We start from the raw sequence: 24,487 nt of genomic DNA, 5'->3' as shown, positions 1-24,487 counted from the left end.
TACAATTCAATTAGCGGTGTTCTCGTCCGTACAGCAAAGCTCCCAGCAAAGCGGCCACGGGAATAATCAGGATGCAGCCTGCACCGCTTAGGGTAATGGAAAGAAACTCTTGGCAGAATTGCTTGGAGTTAATCATCTGAGCAAAGGTGGAATCGTTCATAAACTGAATGAACAACGTGAGATATTCTGCGATGTAGATGAAAAACAAGGTGTTGATTGTGGAACTGAGAATATCCCGGCCCATATGAATACCAGACTGAAACAGCCGCCCTCTGGATAGACCGGGATTGTTCAGGTGGACCTCATAGAGGGCAGAAGCCACCGCTAGGGCCGTATCGATGATAGCACCAATAAAGACCATCAAAACTACGGATATTTGAATGTACACCATGTTCCGGTGAATATTCCTGGAATATCCGTTAGAGTCCTGGATCGCCAGCTGGTCTACGGGAAAACCCTGGATGTTGGACAGCGATACCAGATGGAAGATCACTGGCAGCATAAGGGCAATAACCAGCAGTACAGCGGCGAAAGCCAGTTTGCTTTTGATATTGACTTCATTTTGATAAAAAAGAGTCACTAAGCTGATGAGGATGCAAGCCGTCAACGTACACAGCAGGGGATGGAGTCCCCGGTTGATAGCGAAAATAGTACACAGCAGCAGAAGGCTGTTAAAGCCCAGGGTAACCAGGGACTTAGCTGTTCGCTCGCCGCCAATCAAGAGAATGGCAGCCATGAGGATAATAAGCAGTACTATTAACATGCGGCAGCCCTCCTTCCGTGAAGCAGGTAGACGGCCAGAATGGAAAAGGGAATGGCCGCGACTGTGCCGATACTGCCAGTAAGGAATCGAGCTACTTCAAAAAACACCTGGTAGTGGAGTACCGTGAGAAAATGAATGTCATTCTGCATGGATAAGACAAACAGTGGAATACAAGCAGACACGTTGGTGAAAAAGACCACATTGATCATGGTGCCGGTTATGTCCTCACTGACTTGACGACAGGAGGAAATTAGTGCCTTGCGGGAAATTTCCGGGTCTTTTCGCAACAGCTCTGAGGCACAGGCGGTAATCGTCACGGCGATATCCATGACGGCTCCGGCACAGCCCATGAGGATTTCGGAGAGGAACAGTAAGTCCGCATCGGAACGCTCATAAGGGTGAATCAGATATTCTAAGAATTCATAATCCACTGCTGGGGTACAGCGCATGACCAAATAGGAAAGTGCCGTCACAAAGAAGATGGAAGCTAGGGAGGCACACAGCGCCATAAAGGTGGCCCAGCTTCGTCCGTGAATGAGGAACAGTACCACGGCACAGAAAAGCACCGACATGAAGACTGACAGCAGAAGCAGGTTCATTCCGCTGTATTGAAGCCGAAGCAAGATGTAAAACAGCAGGATGTTCAGTGTTAGGCAGAGCACCGTAAAGAAGCCCTGGAGCCCACCGACAATGAGCAGCAGATCCACTAGCAGCAAGACTGCTGCCGCCACATAATGATCCCGTTTTACCCCAGAAATGGTGCCAGTGAGTGTGTCGTTGTCTTCAGTTACGTAGTCTACAAAAAGACAGGTCCCCGCTTCATATTTGTCATCGTATACCAGGGATTCACCATAAGTATTTTCTAAAACAGCAGGCTGTCCTTTATAAGGCCCATTTTTCACCGTGCCTTGTATGTCCTGTCGATAATACCGCTCTTCCTGACCTACTGCCGATGGCTTGCTGGTAACATAAGTATCTGTTGTGGCTGTCACTTGGACGATAGTGGTCTGGTACAGGTTATAATCCGTTGAAACCAGAAAAAATAGCAGCAGGCTGACTGCCAAGATGAAAATATTTCTAACGAAGAAGCCTGGTGTAATGTTCAGCTTTTCAGCAGCTGGCTTAAATTGTTTTGTCAGGCTGGCTGAGCCAGCTAATTTAGCTGAGCCAGTCAGATGGGTCAGCCTAAATCGGTGCCATAATCCAGCTGATTTCTGTGCTCCGATTGGTTCCGTTTCTTTATTTCGTTCTCTCATACGTTCTCCCTACATCCTCTTGAAAAGATATACAAATTATAGCTCGATTCCAGCACCTTGTCAAAAGGTGCTGGAATCGATTGACACTTGAAGTTATTTAAAGTAAAATATATGTACGAATTAGGTTAAACGTTTAACCGAAGCGAGATAAAGGAATTGCTATGAAGAAGAGCATTACCATTAAGGAAATCGCTGAAGAGGCTCAGGTCTCTATTGCCACTGTTTCCTTGGTGCTGAACAAAAAGGATAAGAAAATTAGCGAAGGAACTCGAGAAAACATCCTTCGCATCGCACAAAAATATAATTACACGCCTAACACCATGGCCAGAAGTTTAATTACTCGACAGACCAGGACCATTGGACTGATTATACCAGACATTGTTAACCCCTTTTTTCCGGAAATTGCCAGAGGGGTGGAGGATAAGGCCAGTCAGCTGGGCTACAGCGTCATTTACTGCAATACAGATGACAAGATTAAACGCGAAGATAAATACATTCACGTGTTGATGGAAAAGATGGTGGACGGGATTATTTCCGCCCATTCCGCTGATCGAGAGGAAGGCTTTGACGGTTTAGCTCGATGTAAAGTTCCTGTGCTGCTCATCGACCGGGATTATGATAACAAGAACGTCATCGGCCGGGTATTAGTGGATAACAGAGCGGGGGCCTATCAGGCCACCTCGTATATGCTGAAACAGGGTTATCGGCGAATTGCTTATATCGCAGGCTGCATTTCCACCGCTACGGCTAGAGGACGGCTGGAAGGCTATCATCAGGCGCTGGAGGATTGGGGCATTGGACCGGAGCATCGGTACGTCAAGGTAGGAGAATACCGGATGCAGTGGGGGATTGAGGCGGCAGAGCAACTGCTTCAAGAAAAGACCCCCATGGATGGCATCTTCTGTGGAAACGATTTGATTGCCATCGGCGTGATTAAAAAGTTGAAAGAATGGGGATTGGCTGTTCCGCGAGATATGGGGTTGGTAGGCTTTGATGACATTTATCTGGCCAGCTTGGTGGAGCCGCCGCTGACGACTATTAAACAGCCTAATTATGAGATGGGTTACCGGGCTGCGGAGATGCTTATCCGACATATTGAAAAACTCCGCGGGGAGGGGGACACAAAGAATGAGAGCCAGCAGACCGCAGCGGAAAGCACCTTGTTTCTCCCTACGGAGCTCATCGTGCGCCAGTCTACAAAATAGAAACATCTTTCAATAAAATACAGATAACTCCATAAAAATTTTTATAAAGATCAAAGAGGTACAATCCAATGAAGAAAACATTTTTACTGAACTCAGAACTCTCTTACTGCATTTCTAAGTTGGGACACAAGGACAGCCTGGTCATCGGCGACGCAGGGCTCCCTGTGGCAGAAGGGGTCCAGCGCATTGATTTGGCGGTATCAGAGGGAATCCCTTCTTTTATGCAGGTGCTGGAAGCCGTGTTGGCAGAGCAGAAAGTTGAAAAAATCTTTCTGGCGGAGGAGATGAGGACGGCCAGCAAGGATCTTCATCAGGAGGTTTTAAACTTGTGCAGCCAAAATCAGGTAGGGCTGGAGGTGGAATATCTGCCTCACGAAGACTTTAAACAGCAGACAGAAAGCTGTAAATGTGCTGTCCGTACGGGGGAATTTACCCCTTACGCCAACGTGATTCTCGTGTCGGGTGTAGTTTTCTAAATGGAGGGGAACATGTATAACAAGATTGTGACCATGAAGGGTATCACCAAAGAGTTTTCCGGCGTTACCGTGCTGGATCAGGTGAACCTGAACATCTACGAAGGCCGGATTATGGCCCTTCTGGGAGAAAATGGCGCAGGAAAGTCTACTTTGATGAAAATTCTTACCGGGGTTTATCAGCGAACGGCCGGGGAGGTTTTACTAAACGGCCAACAGGTGGATTTTAAGAACACAAAGGAATCTCAGGATAAAGGCATTGCTATCATTCATCAAGAGCTGAATCTGATTGGGCATTTGTCCATTGGGGAGAATATTTTTCTGGGCCGAGAACCGCTCAACAAGATTGGTAAGATTGACTGGAAAAAATTATATGGGGAAGCAGAAAAGTGGATTGCCATGCTGGGACTAAATGAAAATCCCAGAGAGCTGATTAATAATCTCAGTGTGGGAAAACAGCAGTTGGTGGAAATTGCCAAGGCCCTATCCCTAAATGCGAAGATTCTCATTATGGATGAGCCGACAGGGGCCTTGACCATTTCTGAGACAAAAAAGCTATTTCGCGTTATTGGAGATTTAAAGGCCCAAAATCACAGCATCGTCTACATATCCCATCGGCTGGAAGAAATCTTTGAAATTTGTGACGACATTACCGTGCTCCGAGATGGGCAACTGGTGGCTGAAGTGCCAGTGCCTCAGGTTACGGAGGAGAAACTCATCGAGATGATGGTGGGCAGACGGCTAGAAGAGCAGTACCCCAAGTCTTGCGGAGAAGTAGGCCCTGTGATTCTAGAGGTGAAAGGCCTGCAAAATCAGTTTGTCAAGGAGGCATCCTTTACCCTGCGGCGGGGGGAGACCCTTGGCATAGCAGGGCTCATGGGTTCCAGCCGAACAGAGCTGGCCAGAACGATCTACGGAATTTACAAGATGAACAAAGGTGAGCTGCTGCTACATGGTCAAAAGCTTCACATTGCCTCTCCCAAAGATGCCTTACAGGCAGGAATTGCTTACGTGTCCGAAGATCGAAAGACGAATGGCATCGTCTTAGGCTTAAGCATTGGAGAGAATATCACCTTAGCCTCTCTACGCCAGGTCAGCGGACTTCTTGGCCGTGTGCACCGATCAAAGGAGGAGCAGGCCAGCAAGGCGTATATGAACGATTTATCTATTAAGGCCAGCGGCTCCAAACAGCTGGTAAAATATTTGAGCGGCGGCAATCAACAGAAGGTATCCATTGCTAAAAACCTTTTCACTAAGCCTAGCATCCTCATTTTGGATGAACCCACCAGAGGGGTGGACGTAGGGGCAAAAAAGGAGATTTACAACCTGATTAATCAGTTTAAGCAAGATGGGGTCAGCATCATTATGATTTCTTCGGAGATCCCGGAAATCTTAGGTATGAGCGACCGAGTGCTGGTCATGCACGAAGGCCGGGTCAGCGGCATGCTGAACCGAGAAGAGGCCAATCAGGAAAGTATCATGAGTTTAGCCGTAGGGAAGGGTGTGTCATGAAATTGAAAGGAATGTCTAACCGCAGTGTAAAAGACAGAATACAAAAAAATAAACCATTGATTGTTTTACTGATTTTAGTTCTCGCCATGTCTTTATTGAGCGACAAGTTCTTTACTTGGAGAAACCTGCTGACTGTGCTGAGACAGACCTCTATCAATGCTGTCATCGCAACAGGTATGACCTTTGCTATCCTCATCGGCGGCATCGACTTGTCGGTGGGATCTGTTCTGGCTATCTGTGGTGCCATTGCGGCCAGCCTTATCGCTTCCGGCACAGACCTGGTTTTGACCATTCTCATTACCTTGTTCTTAGGGTTGGCTATCGGAGTAGTGAACGGTTTGTTGATCAGTAAGGGTCGATTACAACCGTTTATTGCGACTTTAGGTACCATGACTCTCCTGCGGGGAGCTACCTTGGTGTATACCCAAGGCCGACCCATCGGCACCAGCGGGGGTGCAGACAGCGTGATTTTTGGCAAGATTGGTTCAGGCTATATAATGGGTTTGCCGATCCCTATCTATATCATGATTGTGGTCTTCATTATCGCTTATTACATCTTGCGCCATTTGCGCACAGGACGGTACATCTATGCTTTGGGCTCCAATGAAGAGGCCACCGTTTATTCCGGTATCAAGACAGATAAGGTAAAGTTGTTTGTCTATGGGGCTTCCGGCATGCTGGCCGCTTTGGCAGGAATCTTGGTCACGGCCCGATTGGGTTCGGCACAGCCTACAGCCGGTGCTGGTTACGAATTGGATGCCATCGCAGCTGTTGTGCTGGGGGGCACCAGCATGGCTGGCGGCGTAGGAACTATCGGTGGAACAGCCATCGGTGCTTTGATTATCGGCATCTTAAACAATGCCTTAAACCTGCTTCAAGTGCCCTCGTATTATCAGGATGTAGCCAAAGGTGCGGTGATTCTCTTTGCTGTTCTGCTGGACAGAAAACAGAAGGCAGCCAGATAAACTTTATGTGGATATTTAATCCATGGGCGGTTAAATATATATGGTATTAATGTTAAATTAGGAGGATGAAACATGAAAAGAATTCTAGTGGTTTTGTTGGTGCTGGTTATGGCATTGGGACTGTTTGGCTGCGGCGGCGAAGCGACGAATCAGGACGATGAAGGCGGCACGACTGCAACTATCGGTCTGATTGTATCGACTTTAAACAATCCGTTCTTTGTGGACCTGAAAGACGGAGCCCAGGCCAAGGCCGATGAACTGGGGGCTAAGCTGGTAGTTCTCGATTCCCAGGACAACTCTGCAACGGAGCTTTCCAACATGGAAGACTTGATTACTCAGGGAGTAGATTTAATCTTGATTAATCCGACCGATTCCAAGGCGGTGGGCAGTGCGGTAGCTGCGGCCAATGAAGCAGGCATCCCCGTTATCACCCTTGACAGATCCGCTGAGACTGGCGACGTGGTTTGTCATATCGCTTCTGACAACGTAGCTGGTGGTAAACTGGCTGGTGAGTTCATCGTCAAAGAACTGAACGGTGCAGGCAAAGTGGTTGAACTGGAAGGCGTGCCAGGAGCTTCTGCTGCTATCGACAGAGGCACAGGCTTTAATGAAGCAATCGCTGAAAGTGACCTGGAAGTAGTAGCAAAGCAGACTGCTAATTTTAACAGAGCAGAGGGCCTGTCTGTTATGGAGAACATCCTGCAGGCACAACCGGAGATTGACGCCGTATTTGCTCACAATGACGAGATGGCGTTAGGTGCACTGGAAGCGATTAAGGCTTCTGGCAGAGATATCATGGTCGTTGGCTTTGATGCGACGGACGATGCGCTGGCCGCTGTAAAGGCTGGAGATATGGCCGCTACAGTACAGCAGCTGCCGAAGGAAATCGGCGCCTCTGGCGTGGAGGCAGCTATGAAGGTGCTGGCTGGTGATAAGGTAGACGCTTCCATTCCAGTAGATCTTTCACTGGTAACCGAATAACTGGCAGGCCGGTCCTTCGGAATTAATCTTATAATAAACGAGAAAAAGCCATGATGAGGCAGCCCATATATGCTTCATCATGGCTTTTTCGTTCAGTAGATTTCCGGAGGTTTTTCCTCAAAAGGCTGGACTGATTTGAAGGTCTTGTAGTATACTATATTAGATTTGAAAGGGTATCGCTGATTTTGCAAGGGCGCTACTGCTCAAAAAAGAAAGGATGCTGTAAAAATTGAAAGATAAATTTAAAGAGAACATTCAAGATATAGTAGAAGATATTACCAAGAATTATTTGACAGAAGAGCTATTTCTCGCTAAAGACTCTATGAGATTGCCGGATCGGAATGTGATTATTCAGCTGCTGAAGGAACTGCGGGTCATTATGTTCCCGGGATATTTTGCCTCGGAACGGATGGACTGTACCTTGGCGCCATATTTCATCGGTCAGCGGCTGTCCAATTTGTTTGAAATGCTGTCCAAACAAATTCAGCTGGCCTTGGTTTACACCAATAACAGCAAAACGCCGGAAATCGTAGAAGAAGCGAAGGATATCACGGTGGAATTCTTACAGCAGCTGCCTAAAATCCAGAAGCTGCTGCTGACAGATATCCAGGCAGCCTATGACGGAGATCCAGCGGCAGGAAGCAAGGAGCAGATTATTTTCTCTTATCCTGGTTTATACGCTGTCTTTGTTTATCGCATGGCCCACGAGCTGTATATCCGCAAGGTGCCGTTTATTCCTAGAATTATGACAGAGTATGCTCATAGCCGGACTGGCATCGACATTAACGCAGGAGCCAGTATCGGCAAATACTTCTTTATCGACCATGGTACGGGGGTGGTTATTGGAGAGACTACCATCATCGGCGATAATGTTAAGCTGTTCCAAGGAGTGACCATCGGAGCGCTGTCCACCAGGGGCGGTCAGGCACTGGCAGGCGTTAAGCGCCACCCGACCATTGAAGATAATGTAACCATCTATTCGGGAGCTTCCATTTTAGGGGGCGAGACTGTCATCGGTCATGACTGCGTCATCGGCGGCAGCGCGTTTATTACGGAATCGATTCCTCCTCATACAAAGGTCAGCATGAAGAATCCAGAGTTGAACCTGCGGGGAGACGATAGAGAGGCATAAAAAGAAACGGATATAGTAAAAAACTGACCTTACTGATAAAAGCAAGGTCAGTTTTTTTATTCAATCGAAAATTTCCATAGGAATTTCGCTGTCAGCATCGATGGATTTGACAATGTGCAGCGCTTCTGTCTGAGCTAGGTTAATCTCCATGCCGGCAGTCAGCTTCTTTGAGGATAGGATGCGGATAATAGGATCCAGCATGCAGCCAGGGGTATTCTTGATAACCAAGGCAATAGAGTCGTCTGTCAGCCGAACCATAGTGCCTACCGGGTAGACGGATATGGTCTTAAAGAAGGCATTTAAAATGTCCGGGTCAAAATGGGTGCCAGAATTGCTAGCCATGAAATCTAAGGTATCTTTCGTTTGCCAAGCAGGCCGATAGGAGCGAGCTGTAGTCAACGCGTCATAGACGTCTGCGACGGCTAGTATACGGCCGCACAGAGGAATGTTAGCACCTTTCAATCCGTTCGGATAGCCTGTGCCATCATACTTTTCGTGGTGGCTGGCGATACCGTCTAAAACAGTCAGGGAAATCTTCATGGAGCTCTTCAGCTTGTTGACCGCTAGGGTCGGGTGATTCTTCATCACAATAAACTCATCTGTGGTTAGAGAGGAGGGCTTATTGATGATACCAATGGGAATCTCCAATTTGCCAAAGTCGTGCATCAAACCAGCAGAGGTCAGTTCTTGAAGAGAAACGCGACTGTAACCCAACTGAATACCAATCAAGGTGGCTAAACTCGCCACATTGATGCAGTGAGAATATGTATAGTTATCGAAAGTTTTAATTTCGACCATGTTTAAAATGTATTCATCTTTAGAGAGGATATGATCCATCAGGGAACTGGAAACATTTATTAAGGTGTTGGCCATTTGTGACGTAATAGCGGACTTCGATACAAAATTTCTGCATACGCTTTTTAAATCCGTAGTGATTCGCTGTTTTAAAACAGGATCTACGAAGCCTCGGGCGATAATGTCCTCACTGTATTTCGTTTTAATATATATGCCTGGAATATTTAGAGCCCGCAACCTTCGGATATATCGGATCGTCAGTTTCTGATCTGTCTGAAGTAGGGGAACTACCGATACCTCATTCATTACAGTCTGGCCGACTATCATACCTGGTTTAAGCTGATTTGTCTGTACAAAAATCATGGGAAACCTTCCTTGATAAAAATCTTATCCTTTGCCTTTTTCAGGAATATCCGGAGAAATTCTAAAGTGAACAAGACAAATTATATGATAACACAACCTGGCGAATTTTGCAAATAAAGATAGATTGTGCTGTGATAAAAATAGTATTTTTTAAAAAAAGAGTCGGTTCTGTTGCCTAAATTTAAAGAACCATTTTCTAGAAATTTGATTCTTTTTTATTCAAAATCAGCGGCGGCCTCGGTGGACATATTTAGCAGGATATGGTATATTTATTCAGTGAAAGTCACATCAACAGGCTTTCTATTTGTAGGATAGAAAGAGCAGATAACATATAGCAGATAAATTTTAGCAAGGTGAAAGATGTATATGAGATGTAAGGTATTTACAAAGGAATCGTATCAAATCAGCAAGTGGTCCGGTGGGGTTACTACCCAGTTGGCAATCTATCCAGAGACGGCCAAATATGACCAGCGGGATTTTATGTGGCGGCTCAGCTCCGCTACGGTAGAGATGGAGGAGTCGGATTTTACACCCCTGCCGGACTACGACCGGGTGCTCATTGTGCTGGAAGGGGAAGTCGTGCTTTCGCACAAAGATATCCGGGTCAGCAGACTAGCAGCCTATGAGCAGGACCGATTCAGCGGAGGGTATCAGACCAGAAGTTTTGGTAAAATTACCGATTTCAACCTGATGGTGCGAAAGGGCAGCCAGGGGTTCGCTGAGGTACTGCCTGTGACAAGGGATGGAAAAGAAATCGTTTTAGAAGACTGCCAGGGATATAAGAAGATGAGTCAGGGTTTTTACTGTGCTGAGGGTTTTTGTGACATTCGGCTCGGTAAGATATTTTGTCAGCTAGCGCCGGGAGAACTGCTGATTTTGCAGGGAGATTACGGTGCGGTACAACGTGTAAATGTCAGGGGAGAGGGCAAGGTCATCTGGACCCAGATGTATTACAACGAGTCATAGCGTGGGGAATGAAACAAACGCTTAAGACGCGTAGATACATAAAAAATTAGCAGGTTAAAATAGGAACTTAGAAGCAAAAAAGGACAGGCACAGCCCTTGATTGAGCGGTATGCCTGTCATTTTTGTGTTGAGATCTTGTTCTGTTTTCAGAGAATGTCTTTAAAACAGATATTTGTTCGATCAGCTTATAACAGATCGATGACTTTCTGAATGTCCTCTTCCGGTGTGGCCCAAGAGGTTACGAAGCGGATACAGTATTCCTGTGTTCCCACAGGGCCTTCTTTTTCAAAAGAAATGCTCTTTTCCAACTCTGCCACCAACTCATTTGGGAAGATTGGAAAAATTTGATTGCTTGGGGAATTGGTAATAAAGCGGTAACCCTTGGCAGCAATTCCTTCCCGGAGCATTGTTGCCATACGATTGGCATGCTGCCCCAGCTCAAAGTACAGGTTGTCTTGAAACAACGTTTCGAACTGAACACCCAAAAGCCGCCCTTTGGCCAGCATGGAACCGGTTTGTTTCATAATCCACCGAAATTCTTTTTTCAATTCTGGATTTAAAAGAATTAAGGCTTCTCCGAAGAGTGCACCGTTTTTCGTGCCCCCGATGTAGAACGCATCTGTCAGCTGAGCGATGTCCTGAAGGGTCAAATCATTTTCAGGAGAGGTGAGGGCAGAGGCCAACCGGGCTCCGTCCAAATACAGGTATAAGCCGTATTTGTCGCAGCGCTTGCGGATCTCCTGCAATTCTGCCTTGTTGTAGATGGTACCCAACTCGGTGGTGTCGGAGATAAAGACCATCTTTGGCTTGACAAAATGCTCGTCCTCATGTATGCGGATTACTTCATCAATATCATCTGGATTCAGCTTGGCGTCGGTGGTTGGGGTCGTGATAATCTTATGTCCCCGAGCTTCTACCGCTCCTGTTTCATGAACGCAGATATGAGCTCTGGCCGCGGCGATAACAGCTTCATGAGGCCGCAGAAAGGCGGTAATAGAGGTGTAATTGGTCTGGGTGCCGCCTACGAAAAAGTGGATATCGGCATCGGCTCTGGCAATCCGCTCTTTGATCAAGGCTGCTGCATGGAGGCAATGGGGATCCTCTCCGTAGCCTACGGACTGCTCCATATTAGTAGCTGTCAGGGCATCCAGAATCTGGGGGTGAGCACCTTCGCTATAATCACATCGTAAAAATATCATAGAATGGTTCCTCCTGTTGCTATAAATTTAATCAGGGTAATAAGTAATGGTTTTCTTTTAGTCTACTCAAGCTGCAAAGAAGCTGACGGGCAGACCATATGCAAGAAAGAGACAAATCACTGATTTGTACTGATTCTATTATATATGAAAGCGGGGAAAGTGGACAGACAAATATAGTAAATATTTCTTGATAGGGGCGAGGCTTTTTCGTAGAATGAAGGCAGCTTGTTTTGTTAAGCTGATTAAAGAAAAAGGAGGATTCCTAGAAACGACATTGCCATCCCCGGCAACGGTTGGCTTCCAAAGCGGATACCTGAAGGTACCTTACTAATTCACTTAAAGAGGGAAGCCAATCGATTGGTAGTCGGAAGGGCAGACCGGGGCCCTGTAATAATAAAGCCTTACTGTGGACTGGGTTTCAACGCATCCGCCGTGAGCGGCGCAGCACCCGGTTTTAGTAAGGCTTATTTTAGCAGTTCATCGCAGGACATGCCCAAAACTTTTGCAAACGCTTTTAATTCAATATCAGTGACGAAACGTTCGCCGCTTTCGATGCGCTGTATGGCGTTCTTATCCATATCGATGCCGTGAAGCTGCATCTCATCGGCCAGCATCCGCTGAGAATACCGTATGGGCTGTTCTTTCCGGAACGCACGGATTTTTTGGCCGCAAATATTGTTGGTGCCATTGTGATTTCTTGTGCGATACATGGTTTCCTCCTCATTTTAGTGTATCCAGTACAATTTCCAAAATACATTGTGAATACAAAAATTATATGATATAATGATAAATGAAATGACACATCGTATATGTCAAAAATGCAATGGTATTTAAATAAAAGTCGAGTTCAGTTGGGGAAATTTTTGATGGTAGAGAACGAAGAAAAGTTTGTGCTCGTCTGTGAAGATCGGGCATTTTTGAAGGTTATGACAGAGACCTTCGGAGATGACTATCTAGTAGAATCGGCGGAAATTTTAAAGGAAGAGCAGACACTGGAAAAATATAGAAGACAGGTGAAGCTGATTGTGGAGGCGGTTCCTTCCTCAGAAAAGGACTGCGCTTTTCTGGAGCAAAAGCTTCGGCATTTTCAGACAGATGAAATGATGGCTTTTGTGCTGACTTGCCGGCCTGGTCAAAAGCGGCTGGCGGCCAAGATGGCAGAGCTGGAGGTGGCAGATATCCTGTTTTTGCCTTGCGAAGAAACCATTCTGCGAAAGCGGATTGGCAACATCATCAAGCTTATGTTCTTGAAAAAACAAGCACTGCGGGATCCCCTGACGAAAGCCTATAACCGCAGAGGTTTTGAAAAACTTGTCCAAAAACTGTTGCGAGAAAGGCTGGAAAAAGCCGCCTTCATTATGATCGACTTGGATGATTTTAAGCGGTTTAATGACCAGTATGGTCATCACATGGGCGATCAGGTGTTGACAGGCGTGGTGGGTACCTTGGAGCAGGTGCTGGATCGGGAGGATGTGGTGGGACGCATGGGAGGCGATGAATTTGCTATATTTATTCCTCATGTAGGATCTCCGGAGGCCTTTCATCAAAAATTATCCCTTATTTTCAGGCAATTGGAGATTCAGTGGCTGGAAGAGGAAGACGCAGTCCAGGTGCTCAGTTCCATGGGCATTTCTTTTTTTCCAGAGCATGGCCAAAATTTTGAGGAATTGTATCGCCGGGCAGACGAAGCACAGTATCGGTCGAAGGCCGATGGCAAGCACCGGATTCGCATATACGGCGAATGACTAAAGTAAACGTACCTATAGACAGGTAATAAAATAAAGGCAACGAAAAGGCTGTTTAACCATAAATTTGTTAAACAGCCTCTCCTGTTTGCACACCGAACCACACTTGCAGTGCGAATGCCCGGCAGGCGCCATACAAAAGGTTTCCATTCTATTTGGAGGATTTGGAATGATATTTTTCTCTAGTGGCTAGACCTCCACGGATATGCCGTTCGGCCTTATTGGTGTCGAGGACAGCTTTTACCTCTGCGGCGAGACCAGGATTGATCTCATGGAGCCTTTCGGTAATATCCTTGTGCACTGTACTCTTACTGACCCTGAACTTCTTGGCAGTCGCCCGGACTGTAGCATTTGTATCGAGAATATACCTGGCCAGTTCCAGGACTCTTTCTTCTATGTAATCCTTCATATTAAATACTTCACCGCCCCTATCATTTATTGGATTCGATCTAATGAGTTCGATATCACAATATATGCGGAAGAATTTACAAGTATGAGGATTGTTTTCTAAAAGCTTGCATGGTAAAATAAAAGCTATGATGGAATGCGGAGTTGCCGTAAATTATTTGTATACAAGGGAGAGACGATGGATAAAAACATTCTTTTTAAAGTGGACACCACCATGGAGAAAGAGGATTACAAAAAATTCCTCTATATTGCCGCCTTTCGGAGAGACTACAAGACTTTTTTACTGATGCTGGGCCTGGCAGTGTGCGGTTCTTTTATGATGGCTTCTGCAGGCATATCCATGAATGCCTGGAAGTTTGCTCTTTTCAGCGTTTTATTGTTCAGCCTTGGCTTTGCTGCCATCTGCCTGCGCATTGAGCTTCGGTATCGACAGCAGGTTAAGGCTGATTCCCGTCGGTTGTTTGGCGGCTGGACACACATAAGCTTTTATAATACTCACCTCAAGGCAGAAGCTGATATGGAAGCCGGAAAAAGCAAGCGCGATTACGGAAAATTCTACAAGCTGATTGAATCCAAGAGCTATTACATATTCTACTACAGCTCTAATGCGGCCACTGTTTTACGAAAGGAAGATTTGCCAAAGGGAAAGGAGGAGGCTTTCAGAACCTTTATCCTGGACAAATTTAAGGGCCGGTATAAAAAAATATAAAAAGTTGTTGCGGCTTGATCCTTTAGGGAATATTACTGACTGCATAAAATTTATTAATTGTTCATACATTCAACACAAAAAAGCAGTAAAATGATATTATGTGAAAACATGCAATTTTAATAAGAACCATGGAAATGGTAGAAACGGAGATTTATTTTTATGACAGGTAAGAAAAAAGGGGAACAGGGAAAATGTTTTATTTCTAAGCTATTGTACGTAGTAGCGGCACTGGTGGCCGTGCTGGGAATAGGTATGCTGGCAGCCAATGTCTACGTGTTTAAGACCACGGTAGATCAGTATGTGATGCAGGGTTATCCAGCGGCGATGGTTATGTCCAGTATGATTCCATCTCAGCTGCTGCCGAGTATCTTTGAGGCACTGGGCATGTATGGTGGTATAACCTGTGCGCTGGTGGGCTTAGGAGCTGCCAATAAAAAACTGTCTGTTATAGCAGCAGGAGCAGCCTGTGAAGCGGATGATGAAGAAGCTGTTGACGAAGAGTTAGAAAATCAGGAAGAAGGCACAGCTGCTGATGAAGTCATGAATGACAGCCAGGTAGAAAGCAATCAAGAGGACACCGATTTAGAAGAAGAGGCAGAGCAGGACAAATAAGCTTTGCCAGAAATTACAGCATATGCTTTCGGATTTAGCCGCTGAAAAGGCGGCAAGCAGCAGAACGGAAGGACGATAGGAGAGCCGAAGCCGTGGACAACAGTCCGCGGCTTCGGCTCTGTTTGCAAAAACACAAGATTTTCCACCTGTTTTCTGGCAAGGTTCTTTTATCTATATCAATTTCAAATTAAAGTTACAAAAATTACAACTTTAGTATAGCATATTTTAACAAAATATTTTAAAATTATAGGAAGGAAACTCAGGAGAGCAGAAAGGAGGATCATTGTGGCGAGCAAACAATCTCCATACGATGCGTTAATGGCTAATGTAAAGAAAAGTGAAGATTACAGCGACAACTTCAATATGATCATCAATAATCCGTACAGAATTCTGGGTGCTTCCACCTATTGCACTGAAGCGGAACTGCGGGACATCTACCAACAGTGGGAAAGCGCCCCGGATAAATATAAACCAAAATTTGACAAGACTAAGCTGGGCCCCCCGGAGCGGACGGAACAGAATATGAATTGGGCCTTGGAAAATGCCGACAGCTATGTGTATAAAATCTTCTGGTTCTCTGACGCGGAAATTGCTTCCAGGTTGGGAAACAAGGGAGACTTTATTGAGTTTTTCAGCAAACCTCAGAGCATTAATTCCACAGATTACAATTCCTTTTTAGCCCAGTACATTTTTTTATGTATTTTTGATAGAAATTTCACGATGGCTCAACAGTGGACCATCATGCTGAATCTGATTAACGAGCTTCTAAATGTGTCTGTTGGTCGGTTCTGGGGATTTTTTAGCGGCAATAAGATTGAAGCCATCGATAACAACAAGATGGCCTTTCTATATAACGAGTTTAAGGATAATATCCTTTATCCAATTCGGGAACTTTTAGGCGGCGCCAACAGCAAAGTGGTTTTAGAGGAGATCATCCATATACACAAGCTGCTGGCAACGGTGCAGAAGCCACAGTTGTCTTTTTCCAGGATACAAAATCAGGTATACGAAAAGATGGAACGTTGGTTTGTCAAGGAGTCCGATTATGTCAACAATGTTCTTTTAGCGAAAGTTACCGGGGTTAGTGCCAGTTCCATGGAGGAGAAGCTAGCTATCACCAACGCCTGCAACTACATCATCAATACTATTGCGCCCCAGTTTCGGGTTCTGGTAGACGACATTATACCGGAAGATCATCCGGTAAACACGAAGCTTCGGATGATGTTTTCCGGCAAGTTCATCGTGGTGTCCAAGATTCTCAGCAATGCGGGCATGTACCACGAGAGTTTGAATCTGTACCAGCTGTTCAATCAGCTGTTTGCAGATGATTATATCGCCGGAGAGATTAACACGTTGAGCAAGCTTATCAAGCAGGATGAACAGACTAGGATGGCCCCCCATGCGGCTTCTACCCTGATGGGCAACCCGGTGCTGATGGATGAAAGTTTAGCGCCCCCGGCAGAACTGGGAGAACTAGAAGCTCTGGAAAAGGAACGCAGAAAGGAATTTTTTAAGCGAAATGTCCGCACAGGCATTGACTATAAAGAGGTCATTCAAGGCGTGCTCAACAACGAGCTGCGTTTGGTGAAGGATGAGGAGGAAGATGTACCGCTCATTGATCGGGTTATGGAGGAAGCAGCAGCAGAAGCGGAGGCTGAGACCGTAAAACTAAGATGCACCATTGAGGAGCTTCAACGCAAGCACGAGCAGGAGATGCGGGATAAGATTGAAGAATTGAACCGGGAATACAAGCAGAGCATGAAAAAGTGGGTTCGGGCCATTGTAATTATTTTGGTGCTGACGGTTTCTTCCGTAGGGGTGCTGATTCACGAATTTACTAAAAGTGACATCCCCTCTGAGCTGAACGATGCAGCAGCCTCTTCCGCAAAGGCCGCGGCGTTGGAAGAGACACTCAAGACGGAAAAGACCGAAATTGATGATATGGAAGCCAAGATGTCGGAGCTCAATGCGGATATTGCACAGCTGACTCGGGATTACGAAACCAACAGCGACGAGACTTATGCCCAGCAGCTGGTGGACAAGAGGGCTGAATATAATGACTTGCTGACCCAGCATAACGAAAAGGTAGCTGCTTATAATAAGCATTTACAGGAGTACAATTCGACGCAGAATTAAGGGCTGGGAATGTTGATAAAACTAGGACCGTCAGAGCAGGGGGGCGAGGGAGCAAAAACCTTGCCAACAGTGGGGAACGGTGCAAAAACATCTCTTGTTTTCTGCAACAATTTGTGATACTATTCTAGTATATGTTTACAATTCAGATAAGGAAAGAGTGTATATGAAAGAAAGAAGTGTTGCTTTTTATAAACGTTTAATTATATTTACAGCTCTTTCTATCATCATGATTATAGCAGGTTTACTAACTTTTTTCATCGGCAGTGCCCTGGATCTTTGGGGCAGCCCTCCAAAGGAAGAGCAGAATTTGCCTGCCATAAGTTCTAGTACGGACCAGCAGAAGGTGGTTCAGTCGGGAATGGAAAAGGAAAACACCACGACGAACCCTGCTGTGTCGGCGCAAAAAAATGCTGAAAAGGGGAACGTAGTCTACTTGACCTTTGACGATGGTTCTTCGCGAAATACCGATGCCATTTTAGAGCTGTTGCAGGAGGAACAAGTGCCAGCCACTTTCTTCTTTAACACCAGCGAAAAGCAGACGGCGGACAGCATCATTAAAAAAGCCTATGATGCCGGACATGCTATCGGGGTGCTCACTTCTACAAGAGGAAGCTACAATACGCTGTACGCTTCGGTGGAAAGCTATGTGGCCGATTTTAATCAGTCCTACAATCGAATTCTTCAGGTGACCGGACAGGCTCCATCGATCTTAAGGTTTCCTGGCGGCAGCATCAATGATTTTGACAGGGATAATTACAAGGATTTGATTCAAGAAGTGGAGGCCAGGGGGCTGGTCTACTTCGACTGGAATGTCTGTGCCGATGATGGTTCGGCCAATATATCAGCACAGGCTATGGTAGCCAAAGGGACCCGCCTGCCCAAAAGAGCGGATACGTGTGTGGTGCTTATGCATGATAACGGCAATAGCAGCGCCTGTGAAGCCTTAAAGGAAATCATTGGATTTTATAAAGAAAATGGATATGCCTTTGAAACGCTGACAGCAGATGTTCAACCCATCACCTTTTAAGACGGTAGATAGATATTACAGGAAATTTATTGGAGGCGCCAAAAATGAGTAATAAAGGAAATTTTAGCCAAGCGATGCGAGAAATTCTGGGAATAGACTCTTCTCAGGATAAAGGAAGAATCGACGAAGAGACTGTCGAAGCACCGGAAAGCAGCGGAGGTTATATGGCTGATCGTCAGACTCCAATGGAACCGGTTGGCAACGACCGCTTAAATCAGGATTTCAGTCAGGCTTTCAAGCAGAGTGCACCTAATACTCAGAGCGTGGGCGGAAGAACCTATGGGGGCACAGAACCAGGCTTAGGAAATGATACATACCAGTCACAGTGGAGCAATTCCGGCGGTGAGGAACCAGCCTTTTATGAACGACCAGGTTTTAGCCAGTCTGCTCAAAACAGCTTCTCTGGTGCCTTTAATGGAGAGCCGCCTAGGGGGACCGGCAATGGAAATGGCGGTTTCGGCGGCGGCGGAAACTTTGGAAATACCATCGGGCCAGGTCCGGAAGAACCTTATGGGGACGGTGAAGTAGGAACCACCATCATTACGAGAAACACGGTGGTGGAAGGAAATATAAAATCTTTTGAAAACATTGAATTAAACGGTAAAGTTAAGGGCAAAATTGATACGACAAAGAATGTAGGTGTATCGGGTTTTGTTCAAGGTGACATTGAAGCAACAGATATCCTTCTGGAGGGGGCCCAAATCAAAGGAAATATTAATTCCAAGGGGGCTTTGCTGATGGATAAGGACACGCTGCTGGTTGGAGATGTTGCTGCCCAAAACACCCGAGTAGACGGTAAAATAAAGGGCGAAGTGAATATTGGGGGCAATGGTGAGTTTCTATCAAACTCGGTGGTTGTCGGAAATATTACAGTATCTAACTTTTATGTACAGTACGGTGCGAGAATGCAGGGTTACATCAACACCAATTTCTCTAAGAATGAAGAGGACAGCATCTTTGGCCAGATCGTAGGCAGTTGACCTGTTGCACAGCATAAAATGAAGACTATTGTGCTGCTCTTTAGTGATCATTGCTTAAAGAGCAGTTTTAAATTGAAAGGAGAAATCAAGTGGGATTTTCGTCAGAAGTTGGAATTGACCTTGGTACGGCCAATGTTTTAGTTTATATCAAAGGGAAGGGCGTGGTTCTCAACGAGCCTTCTGTAGTAGCTATCAATCAGGACAACAATGAGATTTTGGCTGTAGGGGAACAGGCCAGACAGATGTTGGGGCGGACGCCGGCTAATATTGTAGCTGTTCGTCCGTTGCGTGACGGTGTTATTTCTGATTACGATGTGACGGAACGCATGTTGAAATATTTTATTAAGAAAACCTGTGGAAACAGTCGTTTCTTCCGGCCGCGGATCATGGTCTGTGTACCCAGCGGTGTAACAGAAGTGGAAAAACGTGCGGTGCGGGAGGCGGCTACTCAGGCAGGCGGTAAGGATGTCTATCTGATGGAAGAGCCAATTGCAGCGGCTATCGGAGCGGGGCTGGATATTGCCAAACCAGACGGGGTTTTGGTTATAGATATCGGCGGAGGAACCACAGATATTGCGGTGATTTCCCTGGGAGGTATCGTGGCCAGCTCTTCTGTAAAAATTGCTGGAGACAAATTTGACGAATACATCGTAAAATATATGCGTAAGGTTCACAAGCTGTACATTGGCGAACGGACAGCGGAAGAACTGAAAATGACCATCGGTACGGCTTATCAGAGGGAAGAACCTATTTCGATGGAATGCCGAGGCCGAGATCTGGTCAGCGGTCTGCCAAAATCCATCGAGGTTTCTTCTGCGGAAATGATGGAGGCTCTGGAAGAGCCTTTACAGACCATCTCTGAGGCCGTTCACTCGGTACTGGAGCGGACACCGCCGGAACTGGCAGCGGACATCAGTAACTCGGGCATTGTTATCACCGGAGGCGGAGCTCTGCTGTACGGTATTGACAAACGAATTCAGGAACGGACAGGTATTGAGGTACGTATCGCAGAGGATCCGAAGTCCTGTGTGGCCATCGGTACCGGCGAGGCCCTGGATTCTCTAGAATTTATGGAAACCAATCAATTGAATAGAAAGCGCTCTAACTTTTAAAGCGCAGCAGGAAAAAGCTCTCAAAAGGAGGGCTTTTTTCTTGTCAAATGAAGAAAAATGTGAAAGAATGAAAACAAAGAAACTCGCAACGAAAAAGAAAGCGAGAGAATAAGAAACAGGGTCGAGCCACGGAAGTACACAAGAAAGAAATGCGGAGGGATACATGAAACTGGAATTGATTGCCACAGCCACTTTTGGGCTGGAAGCTGTTGTAAAGCGCGAGATTGAGGCGCTGGGCTACAAGATTTTGAAGGCAGAAGATGCAAAAATAACTTATATGGGCGATGAGCGGGCCATCGTCCGCTCCAACCTGTGGCTGCGGTGTGCGGACCGCGTACTGGTCAAGATGGCTGAATTTGAAGCTTTAGAGTTTGAAGATCTCTTTCAGACCATCAAAGGCATCCCTTGGGAAGAGTGGATACCGGCGGACGGGAATTTTAAGGTGAATTGTTCTTCTGTAAAGTCCAAGCTGTTCAGCATGAGAAGCTGTCAAAGCGTTTCAGAAAAGGCCATTATCGAACGACTCAAAGAAAACTATGGGGTAGAGCGTTTTGAAAAGACCGGAGCAGAATACGTGGTGAAGGTAACTTTGCTGAAGGACCGGGCAACCATTACCCTAGACACGACGGGGGTGGGTCTCCACAAGAGAGGGTACCGTCAGAGTGCTGTGACAGCACCTATTAAGGAAACCTTGGCGGCGGCTATGGTACAGTTATCTTTCTGGCGGGAAGGCCGTTTGCTGGTGGACCCTTGTTGTGGATCAGGTACGATTCCTATCGAGGCAGCCATGCTGGAGAGAAATATTGCGCCAGGTCTCAACCGCCGCTTTGCTGCGGAAGGCTGGCAAGCCATTGATGAAAAACTGTGGAAAGAAGAGCGCAAAAAGGCTTTTGAGGAAATTCGGCAAGATAAAGACATTCGGATTCAGGCCTATGATATTGATCCGGCGGCTATTGAGGCTGCCAGAGAAAATGCTGCGGATGCCGGAGTAGAGGATTGTATTGAATTTAAGCGGATGAACGTGTCAGAGTTGGAGGCTACAGAAATGAGCGGCGTTATTATCACCAACCCGCCTTATGGAGAGCGGATTGGGGAGAAGGAGCAGATTCGGAAAATTTTCAATAAGTTTAAAAGCTTTATGAAGCAAAATCCCAGCTGGTCTCTGTTTATGATTACGCCAGACAAGACCGTAGAAAAGCAGATATTTGGGCGGATGGCTGACCGACGGAGAAAGCTGTACAATGGAAACATGGAAGTCTGCTATTATCAATTCCACGGAGCCAAGGTCAAGAAAGAAGAAGAGAAGAACCAAAAAGAAGAAAATTAACAACGAATTAACAGTGCATTAACATTGGAGACGTTGATAGAAGCTGGAAAATAGCATAGAATATGGCGAAATAAGCATACTAACAGAGAACATATTATGAAGATTGGGGTGCGAGACATGTTCTATAAAATGAGTACGGAGGAGACGCTGGAACAGCTGAATTCCTCCAAAGAAGGACTAAATGAAGAGCAGATCAAAGCAAATGAAGAGAAGTATGGGCTGAATCAGCTGGCAGAAGAACGCCGGCAGGGGGTTCTGAGCGTGTTCTTTTCTCAATTTAAGGATTTATTGGTGTTGATTCTGCTGGTGGCGGCGGCCGTCTCCATTTTTACGGGAGATTTGGAGAGTACCTTGGTCATTCTAGTGGTTATTGTGCTGAACGCTGTGTTGGGCACAGCTCAGCATTTTAAGGCAGAAATGTCTTTAAACAGCTTGAAGAAATTGTCATCTCCCTTGGCTAAAGTTATGCGAGGCGGACATCGGCGGGGTATCGAAGCAGCCCACATCGTGGTAGGAGACATCTTGGTGCTGGAAGCTGGAGATGTGGTTCCGGCAGATGGGCGGCTTTTGGAGAGCTATTCCTTGCAGGTCAACGAAAGCTCCTTGACAGGAGAGACGGAAAGCGTTAGCAAGATCACGGATGCCATTGAAGGCAATGTGGTGTTGGGGGATCAGGATAACATGGTGTTCTCTGGCACGCAGGTGACCTATGGCAGAGGCCTGGCAGTTGTTACGGGCATTGGTATGAACACGGAGCTGGGGAAGATTGCTCAGCTGATGAACGAGACGAAAGAACGGAAGACTCCGTTACAAGTCAGCCTGGACGCCTTTGGCAAGAAGTTGTCTTTTATTATCCTGATTATCTGCGCCGGCATATTGGGCCTGTGCATCTACAGAGGTATGGATTTACTGGACTCTCTGATGTTTGCCGTGGCTCTGGCGGTGGCGGCCATTCCTGAGGCGCTGTCCTCTATCGTGACCATCTCTCTGGCCCTGGGAACTTCCAAGATGGCTAAAGAGAACGCCATCATGAAGAACCTGAAAGCAGTAGAGAGCTTGGGCTGCGTATCTATTATCTGCTCGGATAAGACGGGAACGTTGACGAGAAACAAGATGACTGTGAGAGACTTGTTTCTGGCAGGAAAAGGGGAAGATTCCAAGGAACGTCTGCTGCTGAGTGCTCTGTTATGCAATGACAGCTCGGTGACTGATGGAAAAGTCTTAGGGGACCCCACAGAGACGGCTCTGGTGGAATACTATTTGAAGGAACACGGAGAGAACTATGCACAGTTGTGCAGCCGCTATCCAAGAATAGCCGAGCTGCCTTTTGATTCCGATCGGAAGCTTATGAGCACGCTCCAGCAGATTGGTGGTGAGCTGGTGATGCTTACTAAAGGTGCTGTAGATGCCATGCTTCACCAAGCCTCTTTTATTTACAGCAATGGCCAGGAACGGCCTATCACTCAGGAGGATATTCAATTAGCACAGGAACAGAACCATGCTTACTCCGAAAAGGGGTTGCGGGTGTTGGCTTTTGCCCAGAAGAAGCTGAATAAAGAAACCCTGGAATTAGGAGATGAAACGGACTTTACCTTTATTGGTCTGATGGCTATGCAGGATCCGCCTCGAGAGGAGTCTAAAGCGGCTGTTGCAGACTGCTTGACCGCAGGAATTATGCCGGTAATGATTACAGGGGACCACAAGGTTACCGCTTCAGCTATTGCCGAAGAGGTGGGCATCCTGAGACCGGGCCAGCGAGCCGTGACCGGCATGGAGCTGGACGAAATATCTGACCAGCAGTTAGATAAAGATATAGCTGAAATTGCCGTCTATGCTAGAGTAACTCCAGCTCATAAAATTCGTATCGTGGATGCCTGGCAGAAGAAGGGCCATATCGTGGCCATGACTGGAGACGGCGTTAACGATGCACCAGCTTTGAAAAAAGCAGATATTGGTGTGGCTATGGGCATAACGGGAACGGACGTATCCAAGGATGCGGCCTCAATGATTTTAACAGATGATAATTTTGCGACTATTGTCAAGGCTATCGCTAACGGCAGGAATATTTATTCTAACATTAAGAATTCAATCAAATTCTTGTTGTCAGGCAATACCTCGGGCATATTGGCAGTGGTTTATACTTCCTTGATGGCGTTGCCTATTCCGTTTATGGCGGTGCACCTGTTGTTTATCAACCTGATAACAGACAGTCTGCCGGCTATTGCCATCAGCATGGAAAAACCAAAAGCAGATTTGCTTCAGGAACCTCCGCGCAGAAGTGATGAGCCAATTTTAACCAAGAACTTTCTTACAGAAATCGGCATACAGGGATTGCTTATCGCTGCATTTACTTTGGCCGCTTATTATCAAGGACTGACTATCAGCACGGCCACCGCTTCAACCATGGCTTTTGCAACTCTCTGTTTCGCTCGACTGTGGCACGGGTTTAACTCCAGAGGCAAGCAGTCAATCTTTAAGATGGGCCTGTTGACCAACGTATATAGCTTAGGGGCATTTGCCCTGGGCACGTTGTTATTGTTTGCCGTATTGCTGATTGATCCCCTCCAGAGTTTGTTCCAGACGGTGGATTTGTCCCAGGGTAATTTGACTTATGTTGTCGGCTGTGCGCTGGCACCTACCGTGCTGATTCAGTTAAGCCGGGTTATTCGGGAGCTGACCCAGAGAAAAACGAATGAAGTGAAATAAGATAAAATAAATTTAAACTCTATGCTTTAAAAAGCGCAGCCAATCTGGCTGCGTTTTTTTGCATCAGATGATAGAAAGGGATTGTCAGTAAATAAAATTTGATATACCATAAAAA

General features: G+C 46.3%; 22 protein-coding genes. 16 read left to right on the top strand and 6 right to left on the bottom strand.

Annotation, left to right across the window (positions count from 1 at the left end; genetic code table 11):
• Positions 1-10: 10 nt before the first annotated feature.
• Positions 11-763, bottom strand: a complete 753-nt coding sequence (locus Ami103574_RS12990; protein WP_163067394.1) for a YibE/F family protein — start codon at positions 761-763, stop codon at positions 11-13.
• Positions 757-2,019, bottom strand: a complete 1,263-nt coding sequence (locus Ami103574_RS12985) for a YibE/F family protein (protein WP_163067393.1) — start codon at positions 2,017-2,019, stop codon at positions 757-759. The genes Ami103574_RS12990 and Ami103574_RS12985 overlap by 7 nt, the downstream gene beginning before the upstream one ends.
• A gap of 161 nt (positions 2,020-2,180) precedes the next feature.
• Here Ami103574_RS12985 and Ami103574_RS12980 point away from each other — a divergent pair, with 161 nt between their 5' ends.
• The 6 genes from Ami103574_RS12980 to epsC all read left to right on the top strand — a co-directional run bounded on the left by Ami103574_RS12980 (position 2,181) and on the right by epsC (position 8,287).
• Positions 2,181-3,224, top strand: a complete 1,044-nt coding sequence (locus Ami103574_RS12980) for a LacI family DNA-binding transcriptional regulator (RefSeq protein ID WP_163067392.1) — start codon at positions 2,181-2,183, stop codon at positions 3,222-3,224.
• Positions 3,225-3,292: 68 nt separating this feature from the next.
• On the top strand, positions 3,293-3,700 hold the full coding sequence (gene rbsD / locus Ami103574_RS12975) for a D-ribose pyranase (protein WP_163067391.1): 408 nt from the start codon (positions 3,293-3,295) through the stop codon (positions 3,698-3,700).
• 12 nt (positions 3,701-3,712) lie between these two features.
• Positions 3,713-5,209 carry a sugar ABC transporter ATP-binding protein gene (locus Ami103574_RS12970; protein ID WP_163067390.1) on the top strand — a complete coding sequence of 499 codons (1,497 nt, stop codon included), beginning with the start codon at positions 3,713-3,715 and terminating at the stop codon, positions 5,207-5,209.
• On the top strand, positions 5,206-6,174 hold the full coding sequence (gene rbsC / locus Ami103574_RS12965; protein WP_163067389.1) for a ribose ABC transporter permease: 969 nt from the start codon (positions 5,206-5,208) through the stop codon (positions 6,172-6,174). The genes Ami103574_RS12970 and rbsC overlap by 4 nt, the downstream gene beginning before the upstream one ends.
• A gap of 72 nt (positions 6,175-6,246) precedes the next feature.
• Entirely contained in the window at positions 6,247-7,155 is a 909-nt protein-coding gene (gene rbsB / locus Ami103574_RS12960) for a ribose ABC transporter substrate-binding protein RbsB (protein ID WP_163067388.1), read from the top strand.
• Positions 7,156-7,384: 229 nt separating this feature from the next.
• Positions 7,385-8,287 (top strand): serine O-acetyltransferase EpsC, encoded by a 903-nt coding sequence (gene epsC, locus Ami103574_RS12955; protein WP_246213149.1) that lies wholly within the window; start codon positions 7,385-7,387, stop codon positions 8,285-8,287.
• Between the two features lie 60 nt (positions 8,288-8,347).
• Here the strand turns inward: epsC and Ami103574_RS12950 are convergent, their stop codons facing one another.
• Complete coding sequence (locus tag Ami103574_RS12950; RefSeq protein WP_163067387.1) at positions 8,348-9,445, bottom strand: HD-GYP domain-containing protein; 1,098 nt, start codon at positions 9,443-9,445, stop codon at positions 8,348-8,350.
• 366 nt (positions 9,446-9,811) lie between these two features.
• On the opposite strand from Ami103574_RS12950, the gene Ami103574_RS12945 reads away from it, so the two are divergent.
• Positions 9,812-10,411, top strand: a complete 600-nt coding sequence (locus tag Ami103574_RS12945) for a HutD/Ves family protein (RefSeq protein ID WP_163067386.1) — start codon at positions 9,812-9,814, stop codon at positions 10,409-10,411.
• A 185-nt stretch (positions 10,412-10,596) separates the two neighbouring features.
• Here Ami103574_RS12945 and Ami103574_RS12940 read toward each other — a convergent pair whose 3' ends face one another.
• Together Ami103574_RS12940 and Ami103574_RS12935 are read right to left on the bottom strand one after the other, a co-directional pair.
• Positions 10,597-11,610, bottom strand: a complete 1,014-nt coding sequence (locus tag Ami103574_RS12940; RefSeq protein WP_163067385.1) for a threonine aldolase family protein — start codon at positions 11,608-11,610, stop codon at positions 10,597-10,599.
• A gap of 464 nt (positions 11,611-12,074) precedes the next feature.
• Positions 12,075-12,320, bottom strand: coding sequence for a helix-turn-helix domain-containing protein (locus Ami103574_RS12935; RefSeq protein WP_163067384.1), 246 nt, complete (start codon positions 12,318-12,320; stop codon positions 12,075-12,077).
• Positions 12,321-12,476: 156 nt separating this feature from the next.
• Here Ami103574_RS12935 and Ami103574_RS12930 point away from each other — a divergent pair, with 156 nt between their 5' ends.
• The gene (locus Ami103574_RS12930; RefSeq protein ID WP_163067383.1) at positions 12,477-13,355 is read left to right on the top strand and encodes a GGDEF domain-containing protein; all 879 of its coding nucleotides are present in this window, start codon (positions 12,477-12,479) and stop codon (positions 13,353-13,355) included.
• Between the two features lie 151 nt (positions 13,356-13,506).
• Here the strand turns inward: Ami103574_RS12930 and spoIIID are convergent, their stop codons facing one another.
• Positions 13,507-13,764, bottom strand: a complete 258-nt coding sequence (gene spoIIID / locus Ami103574_RS12925; RefSeq protein WP_163067382.1) for a sporulation transcriptional regulator SpoIIID — start codon at positions 13,762-13,764, stop codon at positions 13,507-13,509.
• A 177-nt stretch (positions 13,765-13,941) separates the two neighbouring features.
• Between spoIIID and Ami103574_RS12920 the strand changes: the two genes are divergently transcribed.
• From Ami103574_RS12920 to Ami103574_RS12885, 8 genes are all read left to right on the top strand, one after another.
• Positions 13,942-14,472, top strand: a complete 531-nt coding sequence (locus Ami103574_RS12920) for a YcxB family protein (RefSeq protein WP_163067381.1) — start codon at positions 13,942-13,944, stop codon at positions 14,470-14,472.
• A gap of 159 nt (positions 14,473-14,631) precedes the next feature.
• The gene (locus tag Ami103574_RS12915; protein WP_163067380.1) at positions 14,632-15,084 is read left to right on the top strand and encodes a hypothetical protein; all 453 of its coding nucleotides are present in this window, start codon (positions 14,632-14,634) and stop codon (positions 15,082-15,084) included.
• 285 nt (positions 15,085-15,369) lie between these two features.
• On the top strand, positions 15,370-17,220 hold the full coding sequence (locus Ami103574_RS12910) for a hypothetical protein (RefSeq protein ID WP_163067379.1): 1,851 nt from the start codon (positions 15,370-15,372) through the stop codon (positions 17,218-17,220).
• Positions 17,221-17,383: 163 nt separating this feature from the next.
• Positions 17,384-18,247 carry a polysaccharide deacetylase family protein gene (locus Ami103574_RS12905; protein ID WP_163067378.1) on the top strand — a complete coding sequence of 288 codons (864 nt, stop codon included), beginning with the start codon at positions 17,384-17,386 and terminating at the stop codon, positions 18,245-18,247.
• Between the two features lie 44 nt (positions 18,248-18,291).
• Positions 18,292-19,227 carry a bactofilin family protein gene (locus Ami103574_RS12900; RefSeq protein WP_163067377.1) on the top strand — a complete coding sequence of 312 codons (936 nt, stop codon included), beginning with the start codon at positions 18,292-18,294 and terminating at the stop codon, positions 19,225-19,227.
• A gap of 89 nt (positions 19,228-19,316) precedes the next feature.
• Complete coding sequence (gene mreB, locus Ami103574_RS12895; RefSeq protein ID WP_163067376.1) at positions 19,317-20,339, top strand: rod shape-determining protein; 1,023 nt, start codon at positions 19,317-19,319, stop codon at positions 20,337-20,339.
• A 163-nt stretch (positions 20,340-20,502) separates the two neighbouring features.
• Positions 20,503-21,666 (top strand): THUMP domain-containing class I SAM-dependent RNA methyltransferase, encoded by a 1,164-nt coding sequence (locus Ami103574_RS12890; RefSeq protein ID WP_163067375.1) that lies wholly within the window; start codon positions 20,503-20,505, stop codon positions 21,664-21,666.
• A 96-nt stretch (positions 21,667-21,762) separates the two neighbouring features.
• On the top strand, positions 21,763-24,372 hold the full coding sequence (locus tag Ami103574_RS12885) for a cation-translocating P-type ATPase (RefSeq protein WP_163067374.1): 2,610 nt from the start codon (positions 21,763-21,765) through the stop codon (positions 24,370-24,372).
• Positions 24,373-24,487: the final 115 nt, after the last annotated feature.

It is taken from the genome of Aminipila butyrica, from assembly GCF_010669305.1.
In the GTDB taxonomy this organism is placed as follows: Bacteria; Bacillota; Clostridia; order Peptostreptococcales; family Anaerovoracaceae; genus Aminipila; species Aminipila butyrica.
Note: the sequence above shows the minus strand (reverse complement) of the source record. Positions and strands in the feature narration are given on the sequence as shown.

Coding starts and splice junctions, on each gene's coding strand:
- Ami103574_RS12980 (WP_163067392.1), top strand. CDS start 2,181: ATGAAGAAGAGCATTACCATTAAGGAAATCGCTGAAGAGGCTCAGGTC.
- Ami103574_RS12920 (WP_163067381.1), top strand. CDS start 13,942: ATGGATAAAAACATTCTTTTTAAAGTGGACACCACCATGGAGAAAGAG.
- rbsC (WP_163067389.1), top strand. CDS start 5,206: ATGAAATTGAAAGGAATGTCTAACCGCAGTGTAAAAGACAGAATACAA.
- Ami103574_RS12990 (WP_163067394.1), bottom strand. CDS start 763: ATGTTAATAGTACTGCTTATTATCCTCATGGCTGCCATTCTCTTGATT.
- rbsB (WP_163067388.1), top strand. CDS start 6,247: ATGAAAAGAATTCTAGTGGTTTTGTTGGTGCTGGTTATGGCATTGGGA.
- Ami103574_RS12970 (WP_163067390.1), top strand. CDS start 3,713: ATGTATAACAAGATTGTGACCATGAAGGGTATCACCAAAGAGTTTTCC.
- Ami103574_RS12890 (WP_163067375.1), top strand. CDS start 20,503: ATGAAACTGGAATTGATTGCCACAGCCACTTTTGGGCTGGAAGCTGTT.
- Ami103574_RS12985 (WP_163067393.1), bottom strand. CDS start 2,019: ATGAGAGAACGAAATAAAGAAACGGAACCAATCGGAGCACAGAAATCA.
- Ami103574_RS12905 (WP_163067378.1), top strand. CDS start 17,384: ATGAAAGAAAGAAGTGTTGCTTTTTATAAACGTTTAATTATATTTACA.
- Ami103574_RS12935 (WP_163067384.1), bottom strand. CDS start 12,320: ATGTATCGCACAAGAAATCACAATGGCACCAACAATATTTGCGGCCAA.
- spoIIID (WP_163067382.1), bottom strand. CDS start 13,764: ATGAAGGATTACATAGAAGAAAGAGTCCTGGAACTGGCCAGGTATATT.
- Ami103574_RS12945 (WP_163067386.1), top strand. CDS start 9,812: ATGAGATGTAAGGTATTTACAAAGGAATCGTATCAAATCAGCAAGTGG.
- Ami103574_RS12940 (WP_163067385.1), bottom strand. CDS start 11,610: ATGATATTTTTACGATGTGATTATAGCGAAGGTGCTCACCCCCAGATT.
- Ami103574_RS12950 (WP_163067387.1), bottom strand. CDS start 9,445: ATGATTTTTGTACAGACAAATCAGCTTAAACCAGGTATGATAGTCGGC.
- Ami103574_RS12930 (WP_163067383.1), top strand. CDS start 12,477: ATGGTAGAGAACGAAGAAAAGTTTGTGCTCGTCTGTGAAGATCGGGCA.
- Ami103574_RS12885 (WP_163067374.1), top strand. CDS start 21,763: ATGAAGATTGGGGTGCGAGACATGTTCTATAAAATGAGTACGGAGGAG.
- rbsD (WP_163067391.1), top strand. CDS start 3,293: ATGAAGAAAACATTTTTACTGAACTCAGAACTCTCTTACTGCATTTCT.
- Ami103574_RS12900 (WP_163067377.1), top strand. CDS start 18,292: ATGAGTAATAAAGGAAATTTTAGCCAAGCGATGCGAGAAATTCTGGGA.
- Ami103574_RS12915 (WP_163067380.1), top strand. CDS start 14,632: ATGACAGGTAAGAAAAAAGGGGAACAGGGAAAATGTTTTATTTCTAAG.